The sequence below is a fragment of the Lacrimispora algidixylanolytica genome, from assembly GCF_003609635.1.
Classification (GTDB): Bacteria; Bacillota; Clostridia; order Lachnospirales; family Lachnospiraceae; genus Lacrimispora; species Lacrimispora algidixylanolytica.
In genome coordinates this window covers 111,553-136,771 of record NZ_MCIA01000006.1, presented here as the reverse complement: position 1 = coordinate 136,771, position 25,219 = coordinate 111,553, and the positions used below count along the sequence as shown (strand labels likewise).

At 41.6% G+C, this 25,219-nt stretch carries 25 protein-coding genes; 4 read left to right on the top strand and 21 right to left on the bottom strand.

Features of this window, described 5'->3' with window-relative positions:
* Positions 1-12: 12 nt before the first annotated feature.
* The 8 genes from BET01_RS05210 to BET01_RS05175 are packed head-to-tail and all read right to left on the bottom strand — an operon-like array spanning position 13 to position 4,674.
* On the bottom strand, positions 13-273 hold the full coding sequence (locus BET01_RS05210; RefSeq protein WP_120195710.1) for a EutN/CcmL family microcompartment protein: 261 nt from the start codon (positions 271-273) through the stop codon (positions 13-15).
* Positions 270-926, bottom strand: coding sequence for a phosphate propanoyltransferase (locus tag BET01_RS05205; RefSeq protein WP_120195709.1), 657 nt, complete (start codon positions 924-926; stop codon positions 270-272). The genes BET01_RS05210 and BET01_RS05205 overlap by 4 nt, the downstream gene beginning before the upstream one ends.
* A gap of 16 nt (positions 927-942) precedes the next feature.
* Positions 943-1,242 carry a BMC domain-containing protein gene (locus tag BET01_RS05200; RefSeq protein WP_120195708.1) on the bottom strand — a complete coding sequence of 100 codons (300 nt, stop codon included), beginning with the start codon at positions 1,240-1,242 and terminating at the stop codon, positions 943-945.
* Positions 1,223-1,600: a BMC domain-containing protein gene (locus tag BET01_RS05195; protein ID WP_120195707.1), complete on the bottom strand. Its 378-nt coding sequence runs from the start codon at positions 1,598-1,600 to the stop codon at positions 1,223-1,225. Before BET01_RS05195 ends, BET01_RS05200 begins: the two co-directional genes overlap by 20 nt.
* Positions 1,601-1,629: 29 nt before the next feature.
* Positions 1,630-1,905, bottom strand: coding sequence for a BMC domain-containing protein (locus BET01_RS05190; RefSeq protein ID WP_120195706.1), 276 nt, complete (start codon positions 1,903-1,905; stop codon positions 1,630-1,632).
* 6 nt (positions 1,906-1,911) lie between these two features.
* Positions 1,912-2,250, bottom strand: coding sequence for a BMC domain-containing protein (locus BET01_RS05185; RefSeq protein WP_120195705.1), 339 nt, complete (start codon positions 2,248-2,250; stop codon positions 1,912-1,914).
* A 14-nt stretch (positions 2,251-2,264) separates the two neighbouring features.
* Positions 2,265-3,683 (bottom strand): aldehyde dehydrogenase family protein, encoded by a 1,419-nt coding sequence (locus tag BET01_RS05180; protein WP_120195704.1) that lies wholly within the window; start codon positions 3,681-3,683, stop codon positions 2,265-2,267.
* A gap of 10 nt (positions 3,684-3,693) precedes the next feature.
* Positions 3,694-4,674, bottom strand: coding sequence for a class II aldolase/adducin family protein (locus BET01_RS05175; protein WP_120195703.1), 981 nt, complete (start codon positions 4,672-4,674; stop codon positions 3,694-3,696).
* Positions 4,675-4,943: 269 nt separating this feature from the next.
* On the opposite strand from BET01_RS05175, the gene BET01_RS05170 reads away from it, so the two are divergent.
* Positions 4,944-5,708: a DeoR/GlpR family DNA-binding transcription regulator gene (locus tag BET01_RS05170; protein WP_120195702.1), complete on the top strand. Its 765-nt coding sequence runs from the start codon at positions 4,944-4,946 to the stop codon at positions 5,706-5,708.
* A 52-nt stretch (positions 5,709-5,760) separates the two neighbouring features.
* Here BET01_RS05170 and mtnA read toward each other — a convergent pair whose 3' ends face one another.
* The 10 genes from mtnA to BET01_RS05120 all read right to left on the bottom strand — a co-directional run bounded on the left by mtnA (position 5,761) and on the right by BET01_RS05120 (position 14,777).
* Entirely contained in the window at positions 5,761-6,873 is a 1,113-nt protein-coding gene (mtnA, locus tag BET01_RS05165; RefSeq protein ID WP_207667567.1) for an S-methyl-5-thioribose-1-phosphate isomerase, read from the bottom strand.
* Positions 6,874-6,893: 20 nt separating this feature from the next.
* A complete protein-coding gene (mtnK, locus tag BET01_RS05160; RefSeq protein ID WP_120195701.1) occupies positions 6,894-8,123 on the bottom strand; it encodes an S-methyl-5-thioribose kinase in 1,230 nt (409 codons plus the stop codon).
* A 59-nt stretch (positions 8,124-8,182) separates the two neighbouring features.
* Positions 8,183-9,199 (bottom strand): ABC transporter permease, encoded by a 1,017-nt coding sequence (locus BET01_RS05155; RefSeq protein ID WP_120195700.1) that lies wholly within the window; start codon positions 9,197-9,199, stop codon positions 8,183-8,185.
* A gap of 1 nt (position 9,200) precedes the next feature.
* Positions 9,201-10,712 (bottom strand): sugar ABC transporter ATP-binding protein, encoded by a 1,512-nt coding sequence (locus BET01_RS05150; protein WP_120195699.1) that lies wholly within the window; start codon positions 10,710-10,712, stop codon positions 9,201-9,203.
* A 45-nt stretch (positions 10,713-10,757) separates the two neighbouring features.
* Positions 10,758-11,936 carry a sugar ABC transporter substrate-binding protein gene (locus BET01_RS05145; RefSeq protein ID WP_120195698.1) on the bottom strand — a complete coding sequence of 393 codons (1,179 nt, stop codon included), beginning with the start codon at positions 11,934-11,936 and terminating at the stop codon, positions 10,758-10,760.
* Between the two features lie 411 nt (positions 11,937-12,347).
* A complete protein-coding gene (locus BET01_RS05140; protein ID WP_120195697.1) occupies positions 12,348-12,755 on the bottom strand; it encodes a hemerythrin domain-containing protein in 408 nt (135 codons plus the stop codon).
* 76 nt (positions 12,756-12,831) lie between these two features.
* Positions 12,832-13,380, bottom strand: coding sequence for a hemerythrin domain-containing protein (locus BET01_RS05135; protein ID WP_120195696.1), 549 nt, complete (start codon positions 13,378-13,380; stop codon positions 12,832-12,834).
* Positions 13,381-13,384: 4 nt separating this feature from the next.
* Positions 13,385-13,990 carry a hypothetical protein gene (locus BET01_RS05130; RefSeq protein WP_120195695.1) on the bottom strand — a complete coding sequence of 202 codons (606 nt, stop codon included), beginning with the start codon at positions 13,988-13,990 and terminating at the stop codon, positions 13,385-13,387.
* Between the two features lie 19 nt (positions 13,991-14,009).
* Positions 14,010-14,195 (bottom strand): DUF1858 domain-containing protein, encoded by a 186-nt coding sequence (locus BET01_RS05125; RefSeq protein ID WP_120195694.1) that lies wholly within the window; start codon positions 14,193-14,195, stop codon positions 14,010-14,012.
* Positions 14,196-14,243: 48 nt separating this feature from the next.
* Positions 14,244-14,777 (bottom strand): anaerobic carbon-monoxide dehydrogenase catalytic subunit, encoded by a 534-nt coding sequence (locus tag BET01_RS05120; protein ID WP_120195693.1) that lies wholly within the window; start codon positions 14,775-14,777, stop codon positions 14,244-14,246.
* 206 nt (positions 14,778-14,983) lie between these two features.
* Between BET01_RS05120 and BET01_RS05115 the strand changes: the two genes are divergently transcribed.
* The gene (locus BET01_RS05115) at positions 14,984-15,655 is read left to right on the top strand and encodes a Crp/Fnr family transcriptional regulator (protein ID WP_120195692.1); all 672 of its coding nucleotides are present in this window, start codon (positions 14,984-14,986) and stop codon (positions 15,653-15,655) included.
* A 162-nt stretch (positions 15,656-15,817) separates the two neighbouring features.
* Here BET01_RS05115 and BET01_RS05110 read toward each other — a convergent pair whose 3' ends face one another.
* The 3 genes from BET01_RS05110 to yicI form a co-directional block, all read right to left on the bottom strand.
* Positions 15,818-16,999: an ISL3 family transposase gene (locus tag BET01_RS05110; RefSeq protein WP_120195691.1), complete on the bottom strand. Its 1,182-nt coding sequence runs from the start codon at positions 16,997-16,999 to the stop codon at positions 15,818-15,820.
* A 161-nt stretch (positions 17,000-17,160) separates the two neighbouring features.
* Entirely contained in the window at positions 17,161-19,245 is a 2,085-nt protein-coding gene (locus tag BET01_RS05105) for a beta-glucosidase family protein (RefSeq protein ID WP_120195690.1), read from the bottom strand.
* Positions 19,246-19,375: 130 nt separating this feature from the next.
* Positions 19,376-21,709, bottom strand: a complete 2,334-nt coding sequence (gene yicI, locus BET01_RS05100) for an alpha-xylosidase (protein WP_120195689.1) — start codon at positions 21,707-21,709, stop codon at positions 19,376-19,378.
* A gap of 177 nt (positions 21,710-21,886) precedes the next feature.
* On the opposite strand from yicI, the gene BET01_RS05095 reads away from it, so the two are divergent.
* Both BET01_RS05095 and BET01_RS05090 read left to right on the top strand, forming a co-directional pair.
* Positions 21,887-23,686 carry a sensor histidine kinase gene (locus BET01_RS05095; RefSeq protein WP_158584985.1) on the top strand — a complete coding sequence of 600 codons (1,800 nt, stop codon included), beginning with the start codon at positions 21,887-21,889 and terminating at the stop codon, positions 23,684-23,686.
* On the top strand, positions 23,683-25,218 hold the full coding sequence (locus BET01_RS05090; RefSeq protein WP_120195687.1) for a response regulator: 1,536 nt from the start codon (positions 23,683-23,685) through the stop codon (positions 25,216-25,218). The genes BET01_RS05095 and BET01_RS05090 overlap by 4 nt, the downstream gene beginning before the upstream one ends.
* Position 25,219 lies beyond the last annotated feature (1 nt).

The window sequence follows — 25,219 nt, the reverse complement described above, 5'->3', positions numbered from 1 at the left end:
TCTCCTCTCCTTTTACTTTCCTATCTGAGGCGGTGCATCCACAATGCCAACCACATATGCGTCAACTGGTGCCGAACGGTCCATTGCGTACTGAGTCGTATTGTCAGTGGTTACTAAAACCAGTTCTCCGATTCCTGCGCCTAAGGTATCGGCTGCCACAAACACATTTTGCTTCTCCCCATAGTAAGGTTCCACTAAAAGAAGTTTAAATCCAACCAGATCCCTGCACTTTCTTGTGGAAACCACAGTTCCCATAATTGTTCCTAATATCACCGGGTCTCTTCCTTTCTAATGGTTAACCATTGTCCCTGTTCTAGCTCAAAAGCATTGGCATCGTCAGTATCCACATGAAAATCCAGCCGGCTCTCCTTGGTGATACGGATGAGCACCTGGCTAAGGACACCGCCCCTAGGGCCTTTAGCGACCACGCTCACCCGTTCCCTGTCTGAGACTCCAAACCAAACGGCATCTTCCGGGGTCATATGTATGTGACGGTCTGCAATCATGACCCCCTCCTGCAAAACCACTTCACCCTTCGGCCCCTTTAGGATAACACCGGGCGTTCCCTTTAAATCCCCGGAGGTTCTGACCGGGGGACGTATTCCAAGCTTCCTGCAGTCACTAAGAGCCACTTCAACCTGACTTTCCTTTCTCTCCGGCCCCAGAATCCGTACGCCTGACAGACTGCCGGAAGGACCGCAGATCATCACCTTTTCCTCGCAGGCAAACTGCCCAGGCTGACTGAGTGGCTTTAAGGGCGTAAGCTGATAACCAGCTCCAAACAAAAGTTCCACATGCTCTTTTGTTATATGTACGTGCCTGGCCGAAATTCCCACCGGAACCTGATATGGATTTCTTTGCAATCGCTCCAATTGTTCCATAACCATTCCAGATATCTTATCAATCAGTTCTTTCCTGCATTCCATAAAAGTTCAAATTCCTTTACTTAATGAATGGAAGGATTCCTCCCACTGAGTTATGGGGTCTTGGAATTACATGGACTGCTACTAATTCCCCTACTCTAGAAGCCGCTTCTTCTCCTGCCTCTACCGCTGCTTTCACTGCTCCTACATCACCCTGAACCATTACTGTGACCAGACCGGAACCAATCTTTTCTGTTCCTACCATCTCTACGTCCGCTGCCTTTAACATCGCATCTGCAGCCTCAATGGAAGCCGTCAAACCTCTTGTCTCAACCATTCCAAGTGCAAGCATACCTTTTTTAATTGCTATCTCCGCCATTTGCTTCTCCTCCTTTTTCTCCTGTTACCCCAGTTATGGTTTCATGATTCTTTTCTTTTTCATGCCTGTCTATCATATTAAGCAGCTTTAAGATCTCTGGATGAGGATTACTAATGGAAACAGCTACTTTTATGTTATCATATCCCACCAGCCTTCCGGATTCTCTGGCCGCTTCCATGGATGCTTGTATTGCTGAAGTCTCGCCTGTCAACACGGTATGGCACATCTTGCCTCCCAGCTTCTTATGACAGCTTACAATTTCTACTTCAGCCGCCTTTAAAGCCTGATCAACCACAACAACCGTATTGGCATAGTAGCTGGTTTCAAGGACTCCTATGGCATTTCCCCTTCCTTTCATCACACCCCACCTCTTTCATTTCACTACTTTTATTTTGTCTTTGGCAAGATCTTTTCAATATCTTGATGAGGTCTGGGGATAACATGAACCGCTATTAGTTCTCCGATCCTTGAAGCAGCCTCCTGACCAGCTTCGGTTGCCGCCTTTACAGCACCTACCTCTCCGGTCACAATAACCGTCACCAGACCGGAGCCGATTTTCTCTGTTCCAACTAATTCTACATCTGCTGCCTTTAACATTGCATCTGCCGCTTCTACAGAAGCAATTAACCCTCTTGTTTCAATCATACCTATTGAAGATGCCATACCTTGTTACCTCCTGAATTTTTTCGTGGTTTCGTCTGTGAATGATATCTTTGATATACGTGCCAATGCCTTGGTACCCTCATATGGCTTTTCTATGATTTCCACCAGGACCTCTTCCGAGCGATTAAGGGTCAGAGCCGCCTGCCTGGCTACTTTACAGGCTTCTAATACATCATCCACTCCGCCTTCGAATTTCACCTGAGCAGTAAGAGGAATCAATGCTGTGGCATCCTTTGGGTTAATGGTATCTATACCTATGATTGTTACATCTGCCGCCTTACAGGCTTTATCCATAGCATATAGAACCGCTCCATACCCTGCACACTCCAAAAAACCAATTGCCATATGTATCGTCCTCCTTAGATGATCCTTAAGCCGCCTTCTGCCAACATACATCTGCGCTTTCTGGTAAAACTTCTGGCACAGGTAAGACCTTCCCCGGTAGGCCCCGCAATGGTCATTGTGGTATGTCCTTCCCCACCAATTCCCACTCCTTTTAAGGTAGCTCCATTCTTGGTGAAAATCGTGGTTTCAACCTCTTTTGCAAATTTCGTCATATTTTCCACGTTGCGGGAAAACATGGAGGCGGTGTGGCGGTTCCCTGATTCTGCAGCTACAGCACTTTCCACACATTCCTCAAAGGTCTTTAAGCGTACAATGGGAAGTACAGGCATCAACTGCTCTACCATAACAAAAGGATGAGTTTTATCTGTCTCAGAAATTAAAAGTCTCACTTCTTTCTTTTGTACCCCGATGGCATTAAGAAACTGCTCTGCGTCTTTTCCTACCCAGCATTTATTCACTTCATAACTATCCCCTCTTTTTGTCATGGCAAATGATAATATTTCTTCCAACTGGCTCTTTTGAAGGAGATAGGCACCTTCTATCTGTAGCTGGCTTATGAACTCATCCGCCACCGATTCCATTACAAAAACTTCCTTTTCCGCCAGACACAAAAGATTGTTATCAAAGGAAGCTCCCCGGAAGATTTCCCCTGCTGCCAGCTTAATGTCTGCGGTATCATCTACGATGACCGGCGGATTGCCAGCTCCTGCACCAATCGTCTTTTTCCCAGACCGTAACAGAGCATTGACCATAGCCATACCACCGGTACCTACCATTAAGCGGATTCTAGAATCCTCAGTCATACGATTGACCGCCTTCATATCAGGCTCTTTCTGCATAGTTATAAGATTTGCAGGCCCACCATTCTCTACAATTGTCTGATGTAGCAGCTTAATGCAATGGGCGCAGCTCCTTCTCGCACCTGGGTGTACATTAAATACAACGGAATTCCCCCCGGCAATCATGCTGATGGTATTGTTAATGATTGTTTCTGTTGGATTGGTCGATGGTGTAATTGCTCCGATCACCCCAAAGGGAGCATACTCCTCAATCATTAATCCATCATCACCGGAAATGGCCTCAGTTGTCAAACATTCCACACCTGGTGTTTTATCTATTACTGCCAGATGCTTTAAAATCTTATCTTCCCTTCGTCCCATACCAGTCTCTTCCCAAACCATACCTGCCAGAGACTCTGCATTGACTCTGGCCACCGATCGGATGGCCTCAATGATTCTTCTTCTGTCTTCTACTTTATAATGATTCACCCATTGACTCTGAGCCACGTAAGCCGCCTCAATGGCATCTTCCACCCGCTCAAATACCCCATGATCGCCGCGGTTAGGAATGGAAGCAGCAGGCAGATTGCTCCATTCAATTCCCGCAAGCACTTCCCTTACAATCAACTCAATTTCTTTAGCCCCAATATCCATTTATTTCCTCCTAGTTCAGTTGCTCTGTCACCCGTCTCACTACTTCAGCAATGATCTCCTCCTTTACCTTGCTCAAATGCTCTGGTTCTACCCTTCCTGCAAAAGACCCTGTATTTCCAGAAGGAACTGTATTACAACTGCATCCTTTTATATCCTGGCTATCTCCTGGCTTTACAATGGGTGTCACTCCCTTTAATGCCTGGCCGGAAGTGCCTCCTCCAGAATGGATCAGGGTCACTGGCTCCGGGGGAAGTATATCCGATGATGAAACAATATCTCTCATATTCATCTCCTGTACAGAGCAGGGTGGAATCCCACCTGCCGTGATTCCAAGCTTTTGCCGGATATCCAAAAGCTTATCTACCTGATCACAGGATAAGACATTCTGTCTCCCAATGATATTTCCTGTATACATTAAAATGGTGGCATAATATTCAATGGATTCCAGCCTGTAAAACGCCTGATAAATATCCTTTCCCCAGGTCAACGCCCCATGGTTTGCAAGAAGCACTCCATTGTGAGTGTTTACAAATGGAGCAATGGATTCCGGCACCTCATCGGTTCCTGGTGTGGCATATTTTGCAATGGGTATAGAACCGAGTCCTAAAACCGCTTCCGTCAGAATTGCTGCGTCCAGATTAATTCCCGCAATTGCAAAGCTGGTGGCCACAAGGGGATGGGCGTGTGTAACCGCTTGTAACTCCGGATTTTCCTGGTAAACCCTTAGATGCATCTTCACCTCTGAGGAAGGCTTATATTTTCCCATTAGTACCCTGCCATTTAGATCCATCTTAACTAACATTTCCTGTTTCATAAATCCTTTTGAAACTCCGGTGGGCGTTGTCCAGATGGTGTTCGGTCCTACCTTACAGCTAATATTCCCATCATTGGAAGCTACGAAGCCTCTTTCATACATCCGCCTTCCGATATCAAGGATTGATTTCTTGGCCTCAAAATCAGACATGTACCTGACACCTTGAACTGTTATCATAAAAATCCCTCCAAAATCCAAACAACTATATGTTTTTCTTGTCTGAACTCTCCTTTTTTATACTGTATTTTTACCATTGTCATGTTTGTTTGTCAATGTTTTATGTTGTTTTATTTCTGTTTTTAGTGATTTGTATTTATTTTCGCCACCTTACCTTTACATTTGGTCAAAAAAATATTACAATATACTTATATGTAACTTGTTTTTTATTGTTTCATACTGTATTTTATTTGAAATATTAATATCCTTATCAAGAAAGGAATCTGTCAATGTTAGCAGTAACAAGGAAATCCAAAATTAAAGATATTGTTCTGGAAAAGAAAAGTGTTACAGTCACAGAACTTTCCAAATTATTTTCTGTGACTGAGGAAACTATCCGCCGAGATTTAAAACAACTGGAGGATGACGGTTTCCTTACAAGAACATACGGCGGCGCATTCATACAAGACGGGGTAGAGAATAACGTCGATTTAACCATAAGGGAAACCGCATACATGGAAAGTAAAATAGCAATTGCTAAAAAATGCTTATCTGTCATACACAACGGAGATTCCATTTTTTTAGATGCCTCCACCACAGCTCTTCAAATCTCAAAAGAGCTTCAGGGAATGCGCCTGACTGTGGTTACTAATTCCCTATTGATTATCAATGAGCTACAGGACAAAGAAGACATCCGGCTTATCTCCATCGGCGGATCTTACACAAATAGGGACAAAGCTTTTGTGGGAAGTACTGCTATCCATAACCTGGAATCATTTTATGTAGATAAAACCTTTATGTCATGCAGAAGTATATCCATGGAACACGGCATCACAGATTCCAACGAGGCAATCGCCGCCATCCGCCAGACCTTAATTACACGAAGCAATCATATCTATCTGGTGGCGGATCATTCCAAGTTTGACAAAACCTCTTTCATCCGGATCTCTGGTTTTGAAACCATCACTGGTCTGATCACGGACAAGCAATTAGATGATCAATGGATGGATTACCTCTCAAAAAATAATGTGGAGCTATTACAAGCAGGGGAATGATATGTGGATTTGGCAAGAGGATATCTCAAAAATGAGACATCCTCTTTGTTTTTCAAGTATCTTTTTCTTCTGCTTTGAGGGCCTCTTCCTTTTTTTTGAATATTTCTTTTAAAGATTCTGTGTATGGTGCCCGGGCGATTCCATATTCCGTAACTATACCAGCGATCAAATCATGATCTGTTACATCGAAGGCAGGATTAAACACCTTTACTCCATCGGGAGCCATTGGTTTTTCATACCACATTTCCACCACTTCTTCGGCAGGACGCTCCTCAATATGGATGTCCTCTCCAGATATGGTTGACAGATCAATGGTTGATGTGGGGGCACAGATATACATAGGAATGCCGTAACGCTTTGCGGCCAGCGCAACCATGGAAGTACCAATTTTATTGGCAGTATCACCATTGGCAGCTACTCGGTCACAGCCTACAAACACCGCATTAACCCAGCCTTTTCTCATGACGCTTGCAGACATATTGTCACAGATGACCGTAACATCTAGCCCCGACTCCTTTAGTTCAAAGGATGTCAGCCTTGCTCCCTGAAGCAGAGGTCTTGTTTCATCAGAAAAAATGCGAAAGTGATAGCCTTTTTCCTGACCTAAGTACATTGGGGCCGTTGCTGTTCCATACTTAACGGTTGCTAGCTGCCCCGCATTGCAGTGGGTCAAAAGACCATCTCCTGGGTTTACCAGAGTAAGCCCGTACTCTCCAATTGTTTTACAGACCCATATATCCTCTTCTCTGATTTCTACCGCTTCCTGATGCAAGCGTTCTACAATTTCTGGAATTGTTTTTTCCTTATTTTTAAGTACCACTTCTTCCATCCGATTTAATGCCCAGGATAAATTAACTGCAGTGGGACGGGCGGAATCAAGGTAATCCTTGGCCTTTTGAAATTCCTGGTAAAAATCGGTAAAATCGGCAGTCTTTATCTCTCTTGCTGACAGATAAATACCAATTGCTGCTGCAACTCCAATGGCCGGAGCCCCTCTTACCTGGAGAAGGTAAATAGCATTCCAGATATCTTCCTGCTTTGTCAGAGAAAGAATCTCCGTCTGGTAGGGAAGTTGCGTCTGGTCTATGATTACGAGTGCATGATTTTCTTCATCAAGAGCTACGGTATCATAATCCAGAATGGATTTCTTTTTTTCTTCAATCATATTTTTTTCCCATCCGTTCTTTAAGACTCAAATTTGTCGACCGCTTCTTTGATGGCCTTTCTATAATCTGCGCCACAACAAAAGCTTTTCCGGTTCATAATATAATTTTTCGCCAGGGTAATTACAATTTTTTCTGCTCTGGAACGCTTCTTTTCATCTGAAATGGTGGTAATGTCAATTACATTAGCCATACCCACGATCCTTCGTATGGATTCAAGTCCTGCCATTCCTGCCGTATCAGAAAGTATGCCTTCCAGATACCACTCTTTAAATCCTGGTACCTTCGCCATGATTTCCGTAGCGTATTCGTCATATACCTGACTGTATTTTTCAACAAAAAGATCCACAACTTCTTCAATAACGGACAGACACCAGCTGCAGAATTCCTCTTTCTCTTCCTCATCATCTATGGTGGCATCACCGTTACACCAGGCAAAAAACATGTTTGCAATTACGTTGCCGATATCATAGCCCATTGGACCGTAAAAGGCGAATTCCGGATCAAATATAAAGGTATGCTCTTTGTTGATGAAAACTGAGCCAGTATGTAAATCTCCATGGATCAGAGACTGGGCATTGTTCATAAAATCAAATTTCAGCTTTGCCGCTTCTAAGTGCAGTGCCTCATCCTCATAAAGTTCCTTTTTCACAAAGTCTTCATTAGGAGGAAAAACGTTATTTCTGTGGTTGTAATCAATAAAAGGCTCGCTGTATACCAAATCTTCACTGATTTCACACAAATCCGGGTTAATAAAGCTTTTAACCAGATCCTTTTTCTCCTTGTGCCCCATCACCACATCTGTAGTACGTAGAAGAGAATTAACTAAAAAGGTGGTCACATGATCAGCAAACTCGGGATAAATCTCATGATTGATAAGACCAGTACGCATCATGGTATGTCCGGTCATATCTTCCATGAGCATGGCGCACATGGTACCATCGTACAAGTAAACCTTAGGAACCAGACCCGGGGAATAAAGCTCCTGAATTCCAAGAATCTTTGCTTCGATCCTTCCACGGTCCGTAGATATATGCATATCTGCTGAGATTCTTAGGGCTTCTCCTGCCTGCTTTACAATAATAGTTTTTCCAGAGGCCGGGTCAATAACCCGGAATACATAATTTAAGTTCCCATCTCCGATTTCGCTGCATTCCAGACTGGCATCCTGATCAAAAAAGGAGAGTTTTTCCCTGACATAATCTGGAACTTCTTTTGTTTTCATTAAAAAATAGCTATCAAATTTAGACATTACTGTCACCTTCCCCTAATATTGTTCTATGGTTTTTTTCTACAGTTTTTCTTCTTCGATTACCCGTTTTTTGTCTTACCACTTGCATATGTCATAGCAAGCGCAACGGCAAGAACCCCGCCTTTTATGATATTCATGGCATAATAAGGAACCGACATCATAATCAAACCGTTCTCCAGCATACCAACCAACACGGCTCCTGCAAAGGTGCCAAAAGCATTGGCTTTCCCCGCCCCAAATACGGAAAAACCGATATAGGCTGCACATACAGAAGGCATGAGATACGAATCGCCTGCCGAAATCTGAGCCGTGCCCACCCGAGCTGCTAGACATATTCCACCTACAGACGCAAAAATAGCAGATAGAAAATAGGCCAGAATTTTATAACGTGCTACCGGAATACCGGAAAGCTGAGCTGCCTCCGGATTTCCTCCTACTGCATACATGTATCTGCCATGCTTGGTATAATTTAAGAAGAAATAGGCAAACAGCACCACGCAGATCATAATAATAATCAGCCACGGTTCTTTTCCCAAACCTCGAAATGCCTCTGGCACAAGACCCGGTGCCTGTGTTCCATCTGCCCGTGTCATTCGTTCTGTAATAGCCCCACCTCTGGAATAAGTCATGGAGACACCCTGATACATAAACATGACAGACAGTGCTGCAACCATGTCCGGTATCCTAAACTTAACAATGAGAATACTGTTAATGACAGCGACACTTAAGCAGATTAAAACGGTGAGAATGATGGAAACACCAATATTTATATTGTGCCAAACAAAACATGTCATAACAAAAACATTGGCAAATTGGGCCGTGGCTCCGATGGAAAGATCCATTCCGTTAACAGCAAGTGCAAACGTAAGGCCGATTGCTATTATGGTGGTAATGGATACCGCACGCAGAATGGTAATCATATTGGACTGGGTCAGGAACATGCTGGCCCCCGCTTCCTTACTCCAGTTCCCAAATGTGAACAGGATAAACATAATAACCATAGTTGCGATGGTGCCCCACTTTGTGACAAAATCTGAAAGATTGACTTTCCTTATTACCTTCTCTGCCCCAGACATATCATTTACCTCCTGTCGAATAGTAAAGCAGTTCTTTTTCGCATGTATCTGCTGCTTTTAATTCCTTTATGATTTCTCCATCATACATCACATAAATGCGGTCGCAGATACTTAATACTTCCTGAAATTCGCAGGTTGCATAGATAATTCCCTTCCCTCTGGCGGCCAATCCTTCAATCAGCTCATACATATCTTGTTTGGCACCCACATCAATTCCCTTTGTTGGTTCATCGAAAATATAAACCTCTGAATCCTTATTAAGCCACTTTCCAACGACCACCTTTTGCTGATTTCCTCCAGATAAAAGCGCCACCATCTGTTGTTCGGATGGAGTCTTGATCCCAAGATCCTTAATCATCTTTCTGGCGTCTTCTTTTTCTCGTTTTTTATTTACCACAGATAGACGGTTGGTGTATTTCTCCATGGCTGCCACAGTAATATTGGAAACTACTGGGTCCGTAATCAAAACACCTTCTTTTCTCCGTTCCTCCGGCACCAGGGCTAGCCCAGACTTTACTGCCTGCATGGGACCTTTTGCCTTCATTACCTTCCCCTTTAGCTTCATAATGCCACTTCCATGTTGATAGGCAGAAAATAAGGTCTTGCAAAGCTCTGTTTTACCGGCACCTACCAGACCTGCCACACCTACAATTTCGCCTTCGTGTATGGTCATGGTAATATGTTTTACCCTTTCCTCCTTCTCCGTTAAATCTTCTATTTCAAGGAGAGGGCCTCCGATTTGGCAGTTTTTCTTAATGTAGTTATCTTCATAACTTCGGCCCAGCATATGTTCCACAAGAGTATTGACCTCCAACTCTTTCGTCAGAGGCAAGTCAATTACCAACATACCATCCCGCATGACGGTAATGCTTTCGCAGATTTCATAAAGCTCGCTCAGTCGATGGGAAATAAATACCACACCTACATTTTCTTTTGCCAACTCTCTGACTACTCGAAATAATTCCTGAGTCTCAGAATTGGATAAAGGAGCTGTAGGCTCATCCAAAATTAGAAAACGGCATTTCCCCACCACACATCTTGCGATGAGAACCATCTGCTTTTGTGCCAAAGTCAATGCAGATACCTGTTTGTTCACATCCACATCCACATTTAGCTTTTTTAAGACTTCTCTGGCTGACTGCCTCATTTCTTTCCAGTTCACCATCTGCCTTTTCCCCATTTTATTGACCAGAGTATTGAACATGACATTCTCTGCTACGGTCAGATAAGGAATCAACGCTGTGTCGACTTCCTGAAATACGATTTCTATTCCAAGATTCTTTGCGTCTTTGGGGCACCGGATTTCCACCGGTTCCCCTCCAACGTAAATTTGTCCTGTATAATGCGTATTAACTCCGGCAAGTACTTTCATAAGGGTGGACTTACCGGCGCCATTGGCACCCACGAGCGCATGAATCTTACCACTTGTCAAACTAAAATCAACTCCATTCAGAGCCTTTACCCCAGGAAATTCAATGGATATATCCTTCATTTCAAGCTTAATTTCGTTCATGGCATCTCTTCCTTAAAATATGTAATGGCAACGATCCCCATCCAGCTATTGTGCATAAAGTCCTTTGATGACATCAGTGTATAAGGCACCTTTAGGATCTTCTGCGTTCCCCCAGCCCTTAATGATCTTTCCAAGATCATTCATGGTGGTATCTGCACTTAGCTGTGTGGTTTCAATATTATTGGCATCCAAATCAAAATAATCTGGTGTTTCTGATCCAAGAAGTTTAAGTGCAATAAGCCGTGTATCTACGATTCCAATAAGTTTTGGATCTACGGCTGCAGTGGATTTCCAAACTTTAGGATTCTTTACCATAAGCTGAATGTCATCATTTGAAACGTCAATGGTATACATGGGAATATCGGTGCGGCCTGCATCATTTAATGCCTGTAATACACCTTTTGCCAGCTCATCGTAGCAACCCCAAATTGCATCCACAGAGCCTTCCGGATATTTGGGAAGAATTGCAGCTGTCTTATTGGTCATATCACCTCTTGCATTGGCAGAATCAGAAGGTGCAATCACCTCTAGAGTCTTGATCTTTCCTTCTCCTTCCAGTCTGGTATAGATCTCATTGCGGCGGTCAAGGGGCGGAACACCAGGTCCCATGAATGTTTTGAGGACCTTCATTGGATAAGTGCCACCTTTGGCCTCGAACTCTTTCATCATGTGTCCAAGAGAGAGTTCTGCAAGTGCCTGGTCATTCTGCGCGGTTGAGGTTACTCCTTCTAAAAGCAGTCCGTTGGCATCTCCACCTTGAAATGGCATAGTATCAAAGGTTACGACTGCCATCCCCTTTTCTCTTGCAGGCTTTAACATATCATAAGAATAAGAAAGCTGCCCATGAGATACGATCAGTCCGTCATAATTCTTTGCAATTACCTGTGCCACCGTTTCCTGAGCCTTTGCATCATCCCCATCCGTTACAAAGGTATCTACGGTCCAGCCAAACTTTTTACCTTCCGATACACAGCCATCAAGAAACTGCTGGGTATGATCACCTGCCGCCAGGTTTCTTACAACGGCAACTTTCTTTCCTTTCAGGGAACCAGATGCTTGTGCTTCTGAGATCTTCTTGGCTGCGGTTGTTGTTTCTTCTGTCTTTGAAGCCTCTGTTTTCTTCTCCGTTGGTGCTGCCGTAGTCGCTGAGGTTGTCCCACTGCTACAGGCAGTTGTGGATAATACCACCAATGCGGCAAGGATCATTGCTAACTTCCTTCTCATAAAATAAACCTCCTTAAAATATAGAATATAGTTTATTGCTCCGGACACACCCCGTTATGTCCTTTATGTTGAAATTGTAGCATATCATTTTTGTTTTTGCAATATTTTTATTTATTTTTATGTGTTTATTTTGTTTTCATCTGTATTTTATAATTGTTTTATGTTGTTTTGCATATTTTTGGCAATGAATACCAGCTTCTTATTAGTTTATCTATCTTGATACCATGAAATCAATATAATTCAATAAAATGTTTTAATAATATAATCAAAAATTGATTGACTTGTTTTTATAATGGTTTTTACGGATATAGAAAAAGCGCCACAACTAAATTTTTTAGTTGTGACGCTTACTCATGTTTTTAGTATATACCCATACGCTTTGGAGGGGTTATCTCCACTCCTTTACTTTATCTATTTTACAAGACGATATAACCCATTCTCTTCCTTTTGCATTCGCATTTCAATCGTCCTTACGATCTTATCCGCTTCTGAGTAAAAGCGATCTTTATCTGCAAGTATTTTAAACTTTGTGTTAAATCCTTCTTTAAACTCAGTAAACACATCAAGAAGATTTCCCATTTCCTTCTGATATTCCACAGCCATCGTTACCAGCTTTGAATCATTGGACTGTAGAAAGGAGGGATAAAGATACTGATCCTCAGATGAAAGATGTATTTTTAACTTTCCTGCCAGACTGTTGATATGTAAGGCTACCTCGGCAGCATCCTGCTCAATATCCCTCTTTTTACAGAGTGCTTTTATTATATTTAGTTCCTCCCAGATCCGCTCATGCTGATCCATATAGTGTTTTAATTCCATGTTTAAAGTTCCCTTCTTTTGTACGATATATAAATAGACAGGACGGCCTGTGTTCCCAGACCGTCCCTAATTTTAATTATTTCATCTTCTCATGGAGCCAGGTTAAATAATGATCCCTTATTCCATCTCCGTCTGCCTGTTTTTCAAAGGATTCTGTTTCCTCATCCACTGCCTTTTTATTTTCGTCTGAAAGTGCGCGTACCGCAAAGGTGTAGACAACTTCATCCTCTTTTTCAATGTGGCGCTTTAACAAAGCACCATATCCAACACCATTAGAGATAATATCAAGCTTGTAATCATCTAGTGGATTTTTCTCATATTCGTCAACTGCTTTTTCAAGTTCAGAAAGATACAGTCTTCCAAAATCATGTTCTACTAACATACCATTACGGATCAGCTTTTCTGCGACTGGGCCCATGTTATCAAGCATGAACTGGAACAAGATTTTTTCTTCCTTGCCATGATGATGCTTGTCTGCATAATTTCTTCCAAAATCAACGCATTCTCTTAACAGTTTTCCATCAACTGGCTCTCCGTTTAAAATACCGGTACAAATCTTTCTTAAAAAGGCAGTAAAACCAAGAATATTTTCATGTTCTTTCATTAATAAGTCAATTCCGTACATAGCATCATCTCCTTAATTCGTACACCTGGTTTTCGATTTGGCTGAACTCAATACCGGAATTCTTTAACATTCCCTTTATCAGCGCGCCTCTTAAGGTGTAGTAATGTTTCACGTCACCGTGAATCATGTTCCAATATGCTCCATGAATGTCCTGAGTCTGTCTCCATACGACACGGTCCTCAGAATTCTCTTCCATTGCATTGACGTGATCACAAGGCATACCGTTTAAAAGGATTGCATCTAAGGCACCAAATGCATCACTTGCTGAGATTCCAGATTCTACTGGACTAGTTTCTCCCAGCTTGATAATTGCTTCTTCCATGAAAGGAAGTGCATCTTTGTCAGCCTCAAGTACTTCGGTTACTGCATAAGCTAGTCTGTTCTCTACTAAACTTACTCTCTCCTGCAACCAGCCGTGAATATTGCCGGTATCTACGAGATCTTCTAAATTGCCTTCTGGCAGTGATCCGTAACGGTTTTCTGTCTTTTCTCTTAAGTCACCTGCAATGCCTTTGTCTTTTGCTAAATCTAAAACAGCATTTGCCATTGCATCCTGAAATTTAATTTTATTGTATAACCAGATATGAATTGGTCCTAAAAAAGCACTCATGGGATTCCTCTTTTCTCTATTAGATATTGTTCAGTTTCTCAATAAGGCCTTCTGAATCAAGACCGTGTACCATACAAGCTTCTTCCAAAGACTCCATCTGAGAAGAAGGGCATCCAAGGCAGTGCATACCAAAGCTCATTAAAACTTCTGCAAAAGCAGAGTTCATTCTTAAAACTTCTCCAATTGTCATTTCTTTCGTTATCATAATAAATTCCTCCTATATTCTTTACACATTATTTAATTTCAATTCTTTTTATAAACCATCGGTACCAGTGTTTGCCCTATTTAAAAGCTCCATACATAGGTAATTCATTTCTCCTAGCTCAAGTGCCACTGGAAGAAGCTGTTCCATAGTCAGATCATAGCTGATCATACACAATGCTTTGTAAAAGAAATAATTGACTTTCTCATCTTCATAGGAAAGTAATAAAGCTTGGTAAGCGTAAGCTGCCAGACCTTTAACTCCCAGTAAGATTAGAGACTTTAGGGACTGAATCTCCTTATCGTCATTTAACATTTCCTTCATATCAAAATCAGAGGTATTGCCGCATATAGAAAGACAAGTACTGCAGTTAGGTGCTACCCTAACCTTCTCTTCTCTGACTCTTCGAATCATTTCCTTTAGACCATCATCGGTTGTATTGAAAACGGTTGTGAATAACCCTTCCACAAGTATGGCTGTGGTTGTGGGAAGTTTTTGATGATTTCCACAGGATTTGGCTAAACCTATCATTGCACCAGTCAACTCATCTACCAGCTTAATGGTATCTGCTGATTTGCTATCCATCTTCTTACTATGACCTTTCTTGATTCCTTTTATCTGTTACATTTAAAAGCAACTACTAATAACGTCTTAAAATGTTCCTCTGCATATACAGCGTGTGGATTGTTCCTTGAAACTTCTTGCCTTTACATGGAAATTATAATATAATATTTTCAACAATTCAGTTGTTATTACAACATTTTGAAAACTTTTTTGAAAGGAAGAGAAAAATGCAGGAATATCTGCCTATTTTAAAAAAATCCAATCTTTTTCAGGGTGTTACATCGGAAGAAATCCAGACTATGCTCACTTGTTTGTCTGCCCGCTTAAAACATTATAAAAAAGATGAATTCATTATACACAGTGGAGATTACATTCGTTCCATAGGAATGGTAGTTTCCGGGACCGCACTTATTATCCAGGAGGATTTCTGGGGAAAACGAACCATTATTTCTGAAGTTATGCCAGGAACCTTATTTGCAGAGACTTATGCCTGTATTCCTTCCAGCCCAATTGAGATGAGTGTGCTTTGCGACACAGAATGCGATGTGATCTTTATGGATTTCAACCGGATTATGAATATATGTAGCTCTGCCTGCAATTTCCATACACGACTTGTCCAAAACTTCATTTCTGCCATTGCGAAAAAGAATATGGTGCTTACAAAGAAAATGCAGCACATGTCCAAAAAGACCATACGGGAAAAACTGCTCTCTTATTTGTCCGCAGAATCCATAAAGGCCAGTTCTTCTACCTTCGATATTCCATTTAACAGACAGCAACTTGCGGACTATCTTTCCATTGACCGAAGTGCCCTGTCAAACGAGTTGAGCAAACTCCAGGCGGAAGGAATTATTACTTACAATAAAAATCAATTTACATTAAGCACATTTTCTGGTTAAACAGAAAATGTGCTTTATTTATTAGGCTCTTTGTCAATAGTTGGGGTGGGATTCGTCGGAATCCCGCTCCACTCTTGCATTTAGAGCCATTTTAATAGCTGGTTCTATTGTATGTTGTTTTTGAGCATGCGAAATAAGCCTCCTTATCCCGACCATTTTTTCCTATGATGTACAATGAAGTATCCGAGTTCGGAATCGTTTGAAATTTCGGATTCCATAGGAACTTCGTTTTAATACCTTAATCTTATTGTTAAACCCTTCCGTGACACCATTTGTGATGCCATATTTGAAAGCATTTAAGATTTCTTTTCTCCAGGAGCGAAATGTCTTGGCACATTTTTCGAATTCGGTGATACCACAATCCCTGGCATTGGCAATCCAGTCATCGAACTCTTGCTGCTGCTTTCGGTAAGATTCAGTCTGACAGATATCGTAAAACCATTCTTTCATCATATGGGCGAGTCGCAGATCGTCACTGTACTGAAGCATAAGATCACAAGCTTTTTTATTCTCATCCACAAGCTTTTTATAACGAGTCAGAATTAGCTTACGGCTCCGTTTGTAGTATTTTCGGAGAGTTGCCGGCATAGATCGCTGGAGCCGTTTGCGTACATTCTCGATGGCCCAGGTAACCTGACGAATAAAATGGTACTTGTCTACAATAATCTTCGCATGAGGGAAGAAAACTCTTGCTAGCTCCACGTATGGAAGCCACATGTCGGATACAAAAAACTTCACCTTTAGCCTCTCTAATCGGGGAATACTCCTAAAGTAATCAGCCAGATGGCTCTGTGTGCGGTCTGGTAGGATGTCCAGAATTCGGTGCTTTTTGGGATCCACGAGAATGCACTGATATTTTCCAGTAGAAGCATTACCTTTGAATTCATCAATGGAAATAGCCTCTGGAAGCCTGTCTGGCGGTGCATAGTTGAGGGTATCCAAGAGCCTGCAAATGGTCTGAACAGAAACGCCAGTAAGTAGGGAAACCTGCTTTAAGGAGAACGTCTGTCGGAGTAATAAAATAACATAAAAGGCCAGCCGTCTGGTTCTGCGATGATAAAGTGGTAGGAAAGAGTAGTGTTCATAGAAGCGTTTGCCACAATCTGTGCAAAGATAACGGCGCTTTCTAAGGACAAGTGTAACCGCTTTTCCCTGAAAGGGAATATCATCAATCTCCTGAGTACGGTAATCATGAATTCTCCTGGTGCTAGAGGAGCAACAAGGACAGGACTGCTCCGTAGGTCGTGTTTCAATAAAAACTTTAAGGAAAGAATCCGCAGGAATTACTTTTTTAACAAAAACATCTTCCAAGTCGAGAAATGCCTTGCTATAATTAGGGTACATCTATAAGTGGTCACCTCCGTAGCATTAAACTTTGGTCGGGATAATGGTTTTTGGAGGCTTCTTATAGATGTATTTTAATACAACAAAAAGAATGTTGGAAGTGTGCCTTTTAAGCACACCCCAACATTCAGTATAGAACCATTTATTATTTATATATTTATTTATTTGAAATCAAATTTGAATTTCAGACGAATATCTCTTGAGGAGCTTCCAACTAACAGCTCACATCCTTTTTCAATTTCAGTCTCAAGATTCAGCGTGATCTGTTTTTCTTCTCCAGCTTCTAAAAATACTTTCTCAAATCCAATCAGTTCCCGAAAATAAAATTCTTCATTTTCATTACTACGCTTGTATACTTGAATGATTTCCCCACCTGCCACATTTCCGGTATTTTTCACATAACAAAGTATTTTTTTCTCAATTCTGTCAACGCTCAGACTGCGATATTCAAAGCTGGTATAGGAAAGCCCGTGACCAAAGCAATATTGGGGCTCAACATGATATTTATCATAATAACGGTACCCTACATATCTTCCTTCGTGATAGACAACTTTTTTATCTCCAATCGCCTTACCAAGAATATGTGCCGAACAGTCCCTGTGAGTTTTATAAAATGTCTCTGGCAGTTTACCAGAGGGATTCACTTCTCCGAGCAACACTTCAGCCAGTGCATTTCCTCCTTCCATTCCTGCATACCAGCCCCATACTACAGTATTTGCCTGATGAATCCAAGTGTCCATTTCTACTGGGCTTCCACCGATTATTACTACAATCAGATCGGGCTTTACTTTTAACAGCTCCTGAATTAATATATCCTGTTCATAAGGCAGCTTCATATCCTCTCGATCGTTTCCTTCACAATCTAGATCATGATTTAGCCCTCCGATATACATTACCGTCTCATACTCTTTTGCTAGCTGAATCGCCTCATTGCGAAGCTGTTTTCTTTTCATTTCCATTTCATCGGTCTGGTGATCAGACGGCTTTGTAGGACCATTATCATTTTCCAAGCTAGTCTCCTGCCAATTTCCTTGACTGTCTTCACTCTTTTCTTCCCTACAATATCCTTGGGTATAACCCACTTTAACATTTCCTCCCAGATGAGTTTTGAGTCCCATCAGCGGAGAGATTTCATACAATGCCTTGATTTCCGCACTTCCACCTCCACCAGAATGGAGACAGTCTGCGTTCTCGCCTACCAGCAGCACACTTTTTAATTCTTCTTTTTTAAGAGGAAGATGATTTTTTTCGTTTTTTAATAGAACAACTGACTCTCTTGCCACTTCCAAGGCTTTCTGTCGATGTTCTTTCGTATTGTAGGCTCCTGCTTTCCGTTCCCCGTCCAGCATATGTAGGCGCATCATCAACAATAGAATACGAACCACTTTTTCATTGATAATGGTTTCACTTATCTCTCCTGCCTGAATCATCTTTTTGAGTGGACCAGCCATAAAGTAATCATCAAAATCGTAGGTGACTGACATTTCGATATCCAATTGGGACAATGCAGCCTTTTGGGTATCGTGAACTGCGCCCCAATCAGAAATTACCACGCCGTCATACCCCCACTCTTCACGCAGAATCTTATGTAACAAAAAATCACTCTGGCAACAATGCTCTCCATATAATTTGTTATAAGCACCCATAATTGTATAAGCCCCACCTTTTGTTACCGCATCATAAAAGGCTGGCAAGTAAATGTCTCTCAACACCTGCTCGTCGATTTCTACATCCACCCATAGGCGTCCTGTTTCTTGATTGTTCACTGCATAATGTTTTACGCATGCCGCCACGTCCCACATCTGGACTCCCTGAATATAAGGCACTGCCATTTCTTTGGTAAGGTAGGGATCCTCGCTGAAATATTCAAAATTTCTTCCGCATAAAGGACTTCTTTTTATATTAACCCCAGGAGCCAAAATTACATCTTTTCCCCGCCCTCTGGCTTCCTCACCAAGTACACTACCCATTTCATAGGCCAGTTTTCTGTTCCATGTTGCAGCCAATGCACTGTTACACGGAAGATAAGTCACATAATCATCCGAATGACCAATGGTGTTCCAACGATCCGGCTCAAACTCCTGCCGAACTCCCATTGGTCCGTCTGACATCTTAAGTGGCGGGATTCCTAGCCGCTCAACCCCTGCCGTCTGAAAAAGCTGTGCCCCATGAATCATACCGATCTTTTCATCAAGAGTCAGTTTCTCCATTAGTTCTTCCGCCCTTTTTTTGATCTGCGTTTCCATTGTGTTCTACTCCTTTATTCCATATTTCAGTTTTATTCCATATTTCAGTTTATTCCTGCTATTGTTACCCCTTAAGCTTTGCTCACATGTTAGTTCTAAATTAGAAAGTCATTTAGTGTATGAAGACCTCTTAATACTCGCAAACGATGGAAGCAGAGGGATCTATGACGATAACAAGGCTGTCAGAACCCTTATTTACAAGTTCTGCACCCTGAACCTTTGTTATTATGCGATTTATAAATTGGATCTGATAGCCGCGATTTGCTACTCCATGGCAGTAAATCTTTTGATCTTTTACTTCCATGTTGATGTTCAAAACCTCTGAATGACCTTCATACACAATGGTTTCTGCACCTTCCTGTAAATGGAAGACCTTCAGCCGTATATCTTTCGCATAAGAATCTTTGGCCCTTTTTTCTCCATCACTTACTGGCAATATTGTGTTTTCTCTTACCCACAGCGGAATGGACAAGTATCCATGCTTTTCGTTGTGCCATGCGCCACCTTCAGCCGTTTCTCCAGTCAGATAATTGGTCCATGTTCCTTTTGGAAGATAGTAAGAGGACTCGCCGTTTTCATTAAAGATTGGGGCAACCAACAACTTCTCCCCTAACATATACTGTCGGTCCAGGTAATGGCATCCGGGTTCCTTTTCAAATTCCAAAACCATGCTTCTCATCACAGGCAATCCTGTGCGTGATGTCTCTACTGCGCTGCTATAGATATATGGAAGTAACTCCATCTTTAGTTTGGTGAAAAAGCGAAGTACATCAACCGCCCCATCATCATAGACCCAAGGTACCCGGTAGGATGTGCTTCCGTGCAAACGGCTGTGAGAGGATAACAGACCAAAGGCAGCCCAGCGCTTATATACATCTGGAGTTGATGTGCTTTCAAATCCTCCAATATCATGGCTCCAATATCCAAATCCAGACATGGTAAGGGATAAACCGCCTCTTAAACTTTCTGCCATTGCCTCATAGGTCGACCAACAGTCTCCGCCCCAATGTACCGGGAATTTCTGCCCGCCTACTGTGCCTGATCTTGCAAACAACACCGCATTATTGTCTCCTTTTTTGCGCTGCAGCAATTCATATACCGTTTTATTGTATAAGTAGGAATAGTAATTGTGCATTTTAACTGGGTCTGAGCCATCATAATATTTAATATCTTCCGTTGGAATCCTCTCTCCAAAATCTGTTTTAAAACAGTCGACCCCCATATCTAACAAGGTTTCAAGCTTTTTCTGAAACCACTCACTGGCCTTAGGATTTGTAAAATCAACCAGTGCCATGCCCGGCTGCCACATATCCCACTGCCACACATCTTTATTCCTGCGTTGTACAAAATATCCCTTCTCCATTCCTTCTTCAAACAAATAGGATTCCTGAGCGATATAAGGGTTAATCCATACACAAATCTTTAATCCTTTCTCTTTTATTCTACGAAGCATATCTTCTGGTTCCGGGAATACTCTGCTGTCCCACAAAAAATCACACCAGTGAAAATCCTTCATCCAGAAGCAATCAAAATGGAATACCTCTAGTGGGATCCCCCGCTCCTCCATTCCATCTATAAAACTCATAACCGTCTTTTCGTCGTAATTGGTTGTAAAGGATGTGGACAACCATAAACCAAAGGTCCATTGTGCTGGCAAAGAAGGTTTTCCGGTTAAACTGGTATAACGATTTAGCACCTCTTTCATGGTCGGTCCATTGATAAAAAAGTAATCCAAGCGTTCTCCAGGGACGCTAAATTCCACTTTTGATACCTGCTCCGTTCCCACCTCAAAAGAAACCTTCTCCGGATGATTTACAAACACGCCGTATCCCTTGTTGGTAAGATAAAACGGAATATTCTTGTAGGACTGCTCCGTACTCGTACCGCCATCCTCATTCCAGATATCTACACTCTGCCCATTTTTAATGAATGGGGTGAAACGCTCCCCCATGCCATAGACCAGCTCACCTACCGACAGACCAAGCTGCTGACGCATATAGGCATCCTGGCTACCCTTATCATAGGCATAACCTTTCCAATCCATTTTCATATAAGCCAGATCTTGCCCACTGCTCCTGGAGATGACCTGACCATCTCTTTCATAGGTCATGCTCCAGTTCTCTTTTGTAATTATCAGAGACAAACTTCCACTAGATACCCTGATTTGTTCTTCATCCTCTCGTACATCTAAATTTATATTTTCTTCCACATTTAATTCAAATTCCGGTCCCTTATTTTTCACTCCCAAATGATGGCTGGTCTTAACCCGCAGCACCTCCGGCATAGGCGATGTAATCTCCAGTGTCAGATTGATTCCACCCAGAGTGTCTCCCCGGTGTTCAATGCTTGTTGTGGGGGCACAAATAGTCACTTTACCAGGTTGTGTTTTTACAAAATAAGCCTGCTGAGGCGCAAAACAGCCACAGCCCTCTTTCTGCAACCAACACCCGTTACCAAATTTCATAACGCTTCCTCCTTAAATCATCTCTTTACACACGATTATAAGCGAGAGGCATCACCAAGCATACAGGTATAATTCCAGATAAATCACGGAAAAATTAGTGAGTTTTTCATCTATTACTTTTATTTCTTGAGTAAGGTCGATATAATTAGAATAAGTAGAGGAATGGGGGGATTAATCATGTCGATCAAAAAAATATTTACAGCAATAACAAGAATCAAGGTACAGAAACAACTTTCCATTATTTTTTTTATTGCCATATTTATCCCTGTTATGTCTATTGGTAATTACCTTGTATACAATACACGATCCTTATTGTTTCGCCATTATGAAGATCAGTCCCACTCCGACAATCTCCGAGTCAAGTCTCTTCTCCTTGATTTAACCTCAAATATACAGATAAAAGCAGAGTCACTATCTTCCGATAAAGAATTAATTCAGCTATTAAGCACGGTTTATGCCTCCCCAACTGAAGGTACCAGGGAAATAGAAAATTATAAGGGATTTGTGACACTTTTATCACAGGACATGGCAATACAACGCATATCAATCTATACTCAAAACAATTCTATGCCGGAAAGCAAATATATTCATCAGATTACATCTGACCTACAAAAAGAGGACTGGTTTGAACAGGCTTATACTACCGTTACTCCTTTTTGGACCATAGAAGATGTCTCAGATAATTTTGACAATCATTCCCTTATGTTATGTCTGCACACCAGAATATTTCTCCCTCAGATTAATAGTTTCGCAATCCTAAATTTAACCGTAAGCAACAATCATATCAAAAATCGAATTGAAAACAGCTCTCTAAACACCGTTCTATGGCTAAATGAGGGTGAAATATTTTATTGCAGTAACAAACAGACCATGGACCAATCCTTGAAAACATATGCCTCTGGTCCCGATGGATACTATCTTGGCAAAATCAATCTGCCGGAGCAAAAAGTGATCGGCTGTGTCTCTTCCCTTTCTACTACATACTCCAATGATTTATTCTATCTAGCGTCACTAAATGAGAATGGATACCCCTATATGAACAAGATTACCGGTCTATATCTTGGGATTCTCATGCTGATTCTCTTCGTCACCAGTGCATTCATCTACACCTACTCTAGGTATTTCAGTCACCGCATCATTACACTCCGTGAGACCATGCACAATGCAAGCCAGGGCAACTATAACATCATTGACACCTTTCATGGAGAAGATGAAATTTCCGAGGCATTCGCAGACTTAAATGTCATGATACAGGATATTCTGCGCAAAGAAACCTCTGTATATGAAGCCCAGATACGGACGCAACAACTGGCAAACCAGCAGCAGCAAATGGAATTTAAGATGCTCTCCAGTCAGATTAATCCCCATTTTCTCTACAACACGTTGGAGACCATTCGTATGCGGTCACTAAAAGCTGGTAATTTAGATGTGGCAAATGCAGTAAAGCTACTTGGAAAATCCATGCGCTATGTGCTAGAAAACACCACAAACTCTTTTATCACTCTGGCAAAAGAACTGGATTATATTGATACATATTTATCCATTCAAAAACTGCGTTTTCATGACAGCATCAACTATTCCTTAAAGACATCACCGCAGATAGATTTAAACGAATATCAGATTATGCCTCTTCTCTTACAGCCCATTGTGGAAAATGGAGTGCTTCACGGACTAAAAGAAATGGAACAAGGCGGAAGGATCATTATTCACATCATAAAAAAAGAAAAGAAATTATATATTGATATCTTTGACAATGGCTGTGGTATGACGCCGGAAGAGATTGCCAAGATGTACCAAAACATTGATAAACTGCACCGGGAATCTTCAAAAAGGATCGGGCTTTATAATATTTATCAACGAATTCAATTATATTATGGCAAGAACTTTGGTTTTCAGGTAAAGAGCAAGAAGCATTGGGGGACACTGGTAACTATGGTTTTGCCAGCACAGGAATGTATTAGGGGGATGGAAGAATGAAACTGTTTATATCCGATGATGAAATTGATGTAAGGGAAGGGATCCGATACTTGCTTAACTGGTCGGAACTGGGATTTTATATTTGTGGTGAGGGCAAGAATGGGCAGGATACATTGGAGCAGATCATCAGACTTATGCCGGACGTTGTCCTATTGGATATCCGCATGCCCAAGTTATCTGGCTTAGAGGTCATAAAAAGGGCAAGGGAACAGGGGTTTAGCGGAAGATTTATTCTTTTAAGTGGATACTCTGATTTTTCCTACGCCCAGGAAGCCATCCGTTTTGGAGTAACCTGCTATCTCACAAAGCCGATTGAGGAAAAGGAACTTGAAAAAGCCGTTCTGGAAGCAAAAGAATCCATACGAAATGAACTGGATATGCAGAAAAAGCTGTTGCAATACCGCGACAAAGCCAGAGATTCTATTTTACATGATATTCTTTTCAACAAAGCCAATGATTCGTTTCTGGACTATCACGATATGATGCTGGAGTCTTATGTATATCAGGTTGTTTTATATGCAAACTACAATCAAGATTCTTTCCAGGCCACATGGGATTTTGCGGAAATCCTGCGGCTTGCAAACAAAAATCACAACTCACTGGAATTTTTGAAACAAAACGATCTAAATGTGATTATATTAAAAGGCGATTTTGCACTGAACCGGTTTCAGGAGCTGGTGGAACATTATATCAGCCAACCACAAAAAGGTTCTCCTTTGGATTCCCTGTTTCTCACCTATGGAAAACCTGTTTATTCAGCAGAGCACATCCATAGTTCCTTTGAGGACGCACAATTACTGATGAAACGCAGATTCTTCTGCCATTTTAATCAACATGTCCTGGGGTATATGGATTTGCCAAAGGATTTCCCTACAATCAAATCCAATGCTTTTATGGAAAACACCTACCCTCAGCAGATTGGAAACCACATTCAATCCGCTAACCATCAAATGCTCCAAGAAGTCTTGGACCAATTAAAAAAGGACCTCTACTTTGCGGACCTTGAGGTTCCCATCGTAAAACATACCCTGGCAGATATCATGATCCAGGTAAAATCCATCCTCACTCATACATATTGCGGCATAGAGATACCATTTCCAAACAATGCTGCTATCATCAGTACCATAGAAGAAAAATATTACCTATATGAAATACTGGATTTTTTTACACTTCAATTTGAGATGTGCATGAACGCCATTGGGTCACCTACCCGCGAAAACGTCATGGATGGCATCCTCCATTATATTCAGTACAACTATCAGGAGAATTTAAAGCTGGGAACCATTGCAGACCTTTTTGGATATAACAGTTCGTATCTTGGAAAGGTGTTTCATAAAGCTACTGGGAAGAGCTTTAATTCTTACATTGATGAAGTCCGGATTGAAAACTCCAAGAAGTCACTTTTAAACGATGAAAATAAGGTATATGAAATTGCTCTGCTAGTCGGTTATACAGACGTTAATTACTTCCATAAGAAATTTAAGAAATACGTTGGTATGAGTCCTGCGGAATACCGCAGGTTTTATCAATAAA

Coding starts and splice junctions, on each gene's coding strand:
- BET01_RS05190 (WP_120195706.1), bottom strand. CDS start 1,905: ATGGCATCTTCAATAGGTATGATTGAAACAAGAGGGTTAATTGCTTCT.
- BET01_RS05180 (WP_120195704.1), bottom strand. CDS start 3,683: ATGGATATTGGGGCTAAAGAAATTGAGTTGATTGTAAGGGAAGTGCTT.
- mtnK (WP_120195701.1), bottom strand. CDS start 8,123: ATGTCTAAATTTGATAGCTATTTTTTAATGAAAACAAAAGAAGTTCCA.
- BET01_RS05095 (WP_158584985.1), top strand. CDS start 21,887: ATGTCGATCAAAAAAATATTTACAGCAATAACAAGAATCAAGGTACAG.
- BET01_RS05195 (WP_120195707.1), bottom strand. CDS start 1,600: ATGAAAGGAAGGGGAAATGCCATAGGAGTCCTTGAAACCAGCTACTAT.
- BET01_RS05170 (WP_120195702.1), top strand. CDS start 4,944: ATGTTAGCAGTAACAAGGAAATCCAAAATTAAAGATATTGTTCTGGAA.
- BET01_RS05185 (WP_120195705.1), bottom strand. CDS start 2,250: ATGGCAATTGGTTTTTTGGAGTGTGCAGGGTATGGAGCGGTTCTATAT.
- BET01_RS05130 (WP_120195695.1), bottom strand. CDS start 13,990: ATGAGTGCTTTTTTAGGACCAATTCATATCTGGTTATACAATAAAATT.
- BET01_RS05200 (WP_120195708.1), bottom strand. CDS start 1,242: ATGGCGGAGATAGCAATTAAAAAAGGTATGCTTGCACTTGGAATGGTT.
- mtnA (WP_207667567.1), bottom strand. CDS start 6,873: ATGATTGAAGAAAAAAAGAAATCCATTCTGGATTATGATACCGTAGCT.
- BET01_RS05090 (WP_120195687.1), top strand. CDS start 23,683: ATGAAACTGTTTATATCCGATGATGAAATTGATGTAAGGGAAGGGATC.
- BET01_RS05175 (WP_120195703.1), bottom strand. CDS start 4,674: ATGATAACAGTTCAAGGTGTCAGGTACATGTCTGATTTTGAGGCCAAG.
- BET01_RS05105 (WP_120195690.1), bottom strand. CDS start 19,245: ATGGAAACGCAGATCAAAAAAAGGGCGGAAGAACTAATGGAGAAACTG.
- BET01_RS05140 (WP_120195697.1), bottom strand. CDS start 12,755: ATGGAATTAAAACACTATATGGATCAGCATGAGCGGATCTGGGAGGAA.
- BET01_RS05110 (WP_120195691.1), bottom strand. CDS start 16,999: ATGTACCCTAATTATAGCAAGGCATTTCTCGACTTGGAAGATGTTTTT.
- BET01_RS05125 (WP_120195694.1), bottom strand. CDS start 14,195: ATGATAACGAAAGAAATGACAATTGGAGAAGTTTTAAGAATGAACTCT.
- BET01_RS05120 (WP_120195693.1), bottom strand. CDS start 14,777: ATGGATAGCAAATCAGCAGATACCATTAAGCTGGTAGATGAGTTGACT.
- BET01_RS05205 (WP_120195709.1), bottom strand. CDS start 926: ATGGAATGCAGGAAAGAACTGATTGATAAGATATCTGGAATGGTTATG.
- BET01_RS05155 (WP_120195700.1), bottom strand. CDS start 9,199: ATGTCTGGGGCAGAGAAGGTAATAAGGAAAGTCAATCTTTCAGATTTT.
- BET01_RS05135 (WP_120195696.1), bottom strand. CDS start 13,380: ATGTACGGAATTGACTTATTAATGAAAGAACATGAAAATATTCTTGGT.
- BET01_RS05115 (WP_120195692.1), top strand. CDS start 14,984: ATGCAGGAATATCTGCCTATTTTAAAAAAATCCAATCTTTTTCAGGGT.
- BET01_RS05150 (WP_120195699.1), bottom strand. CDS start 10,712: ATGAACGAAATTAAGCTTGAAATGAAGGATATATCCATTGAATTTCCT.
- yicI (WP_120195689.1), bottom strand. CDS start 21,709: ATGAAATTTGGTAACGGGTGTTGGTTGCAGAAAGAGGGCTGTGGCTGT.
- BET01_RS05145 (WP_120195698.1), bottom strand. CDS start 11,936: ATGAGAAGGAAGTTAGCAATGATCCTTGCCGCATTGGTGGTATTATCC.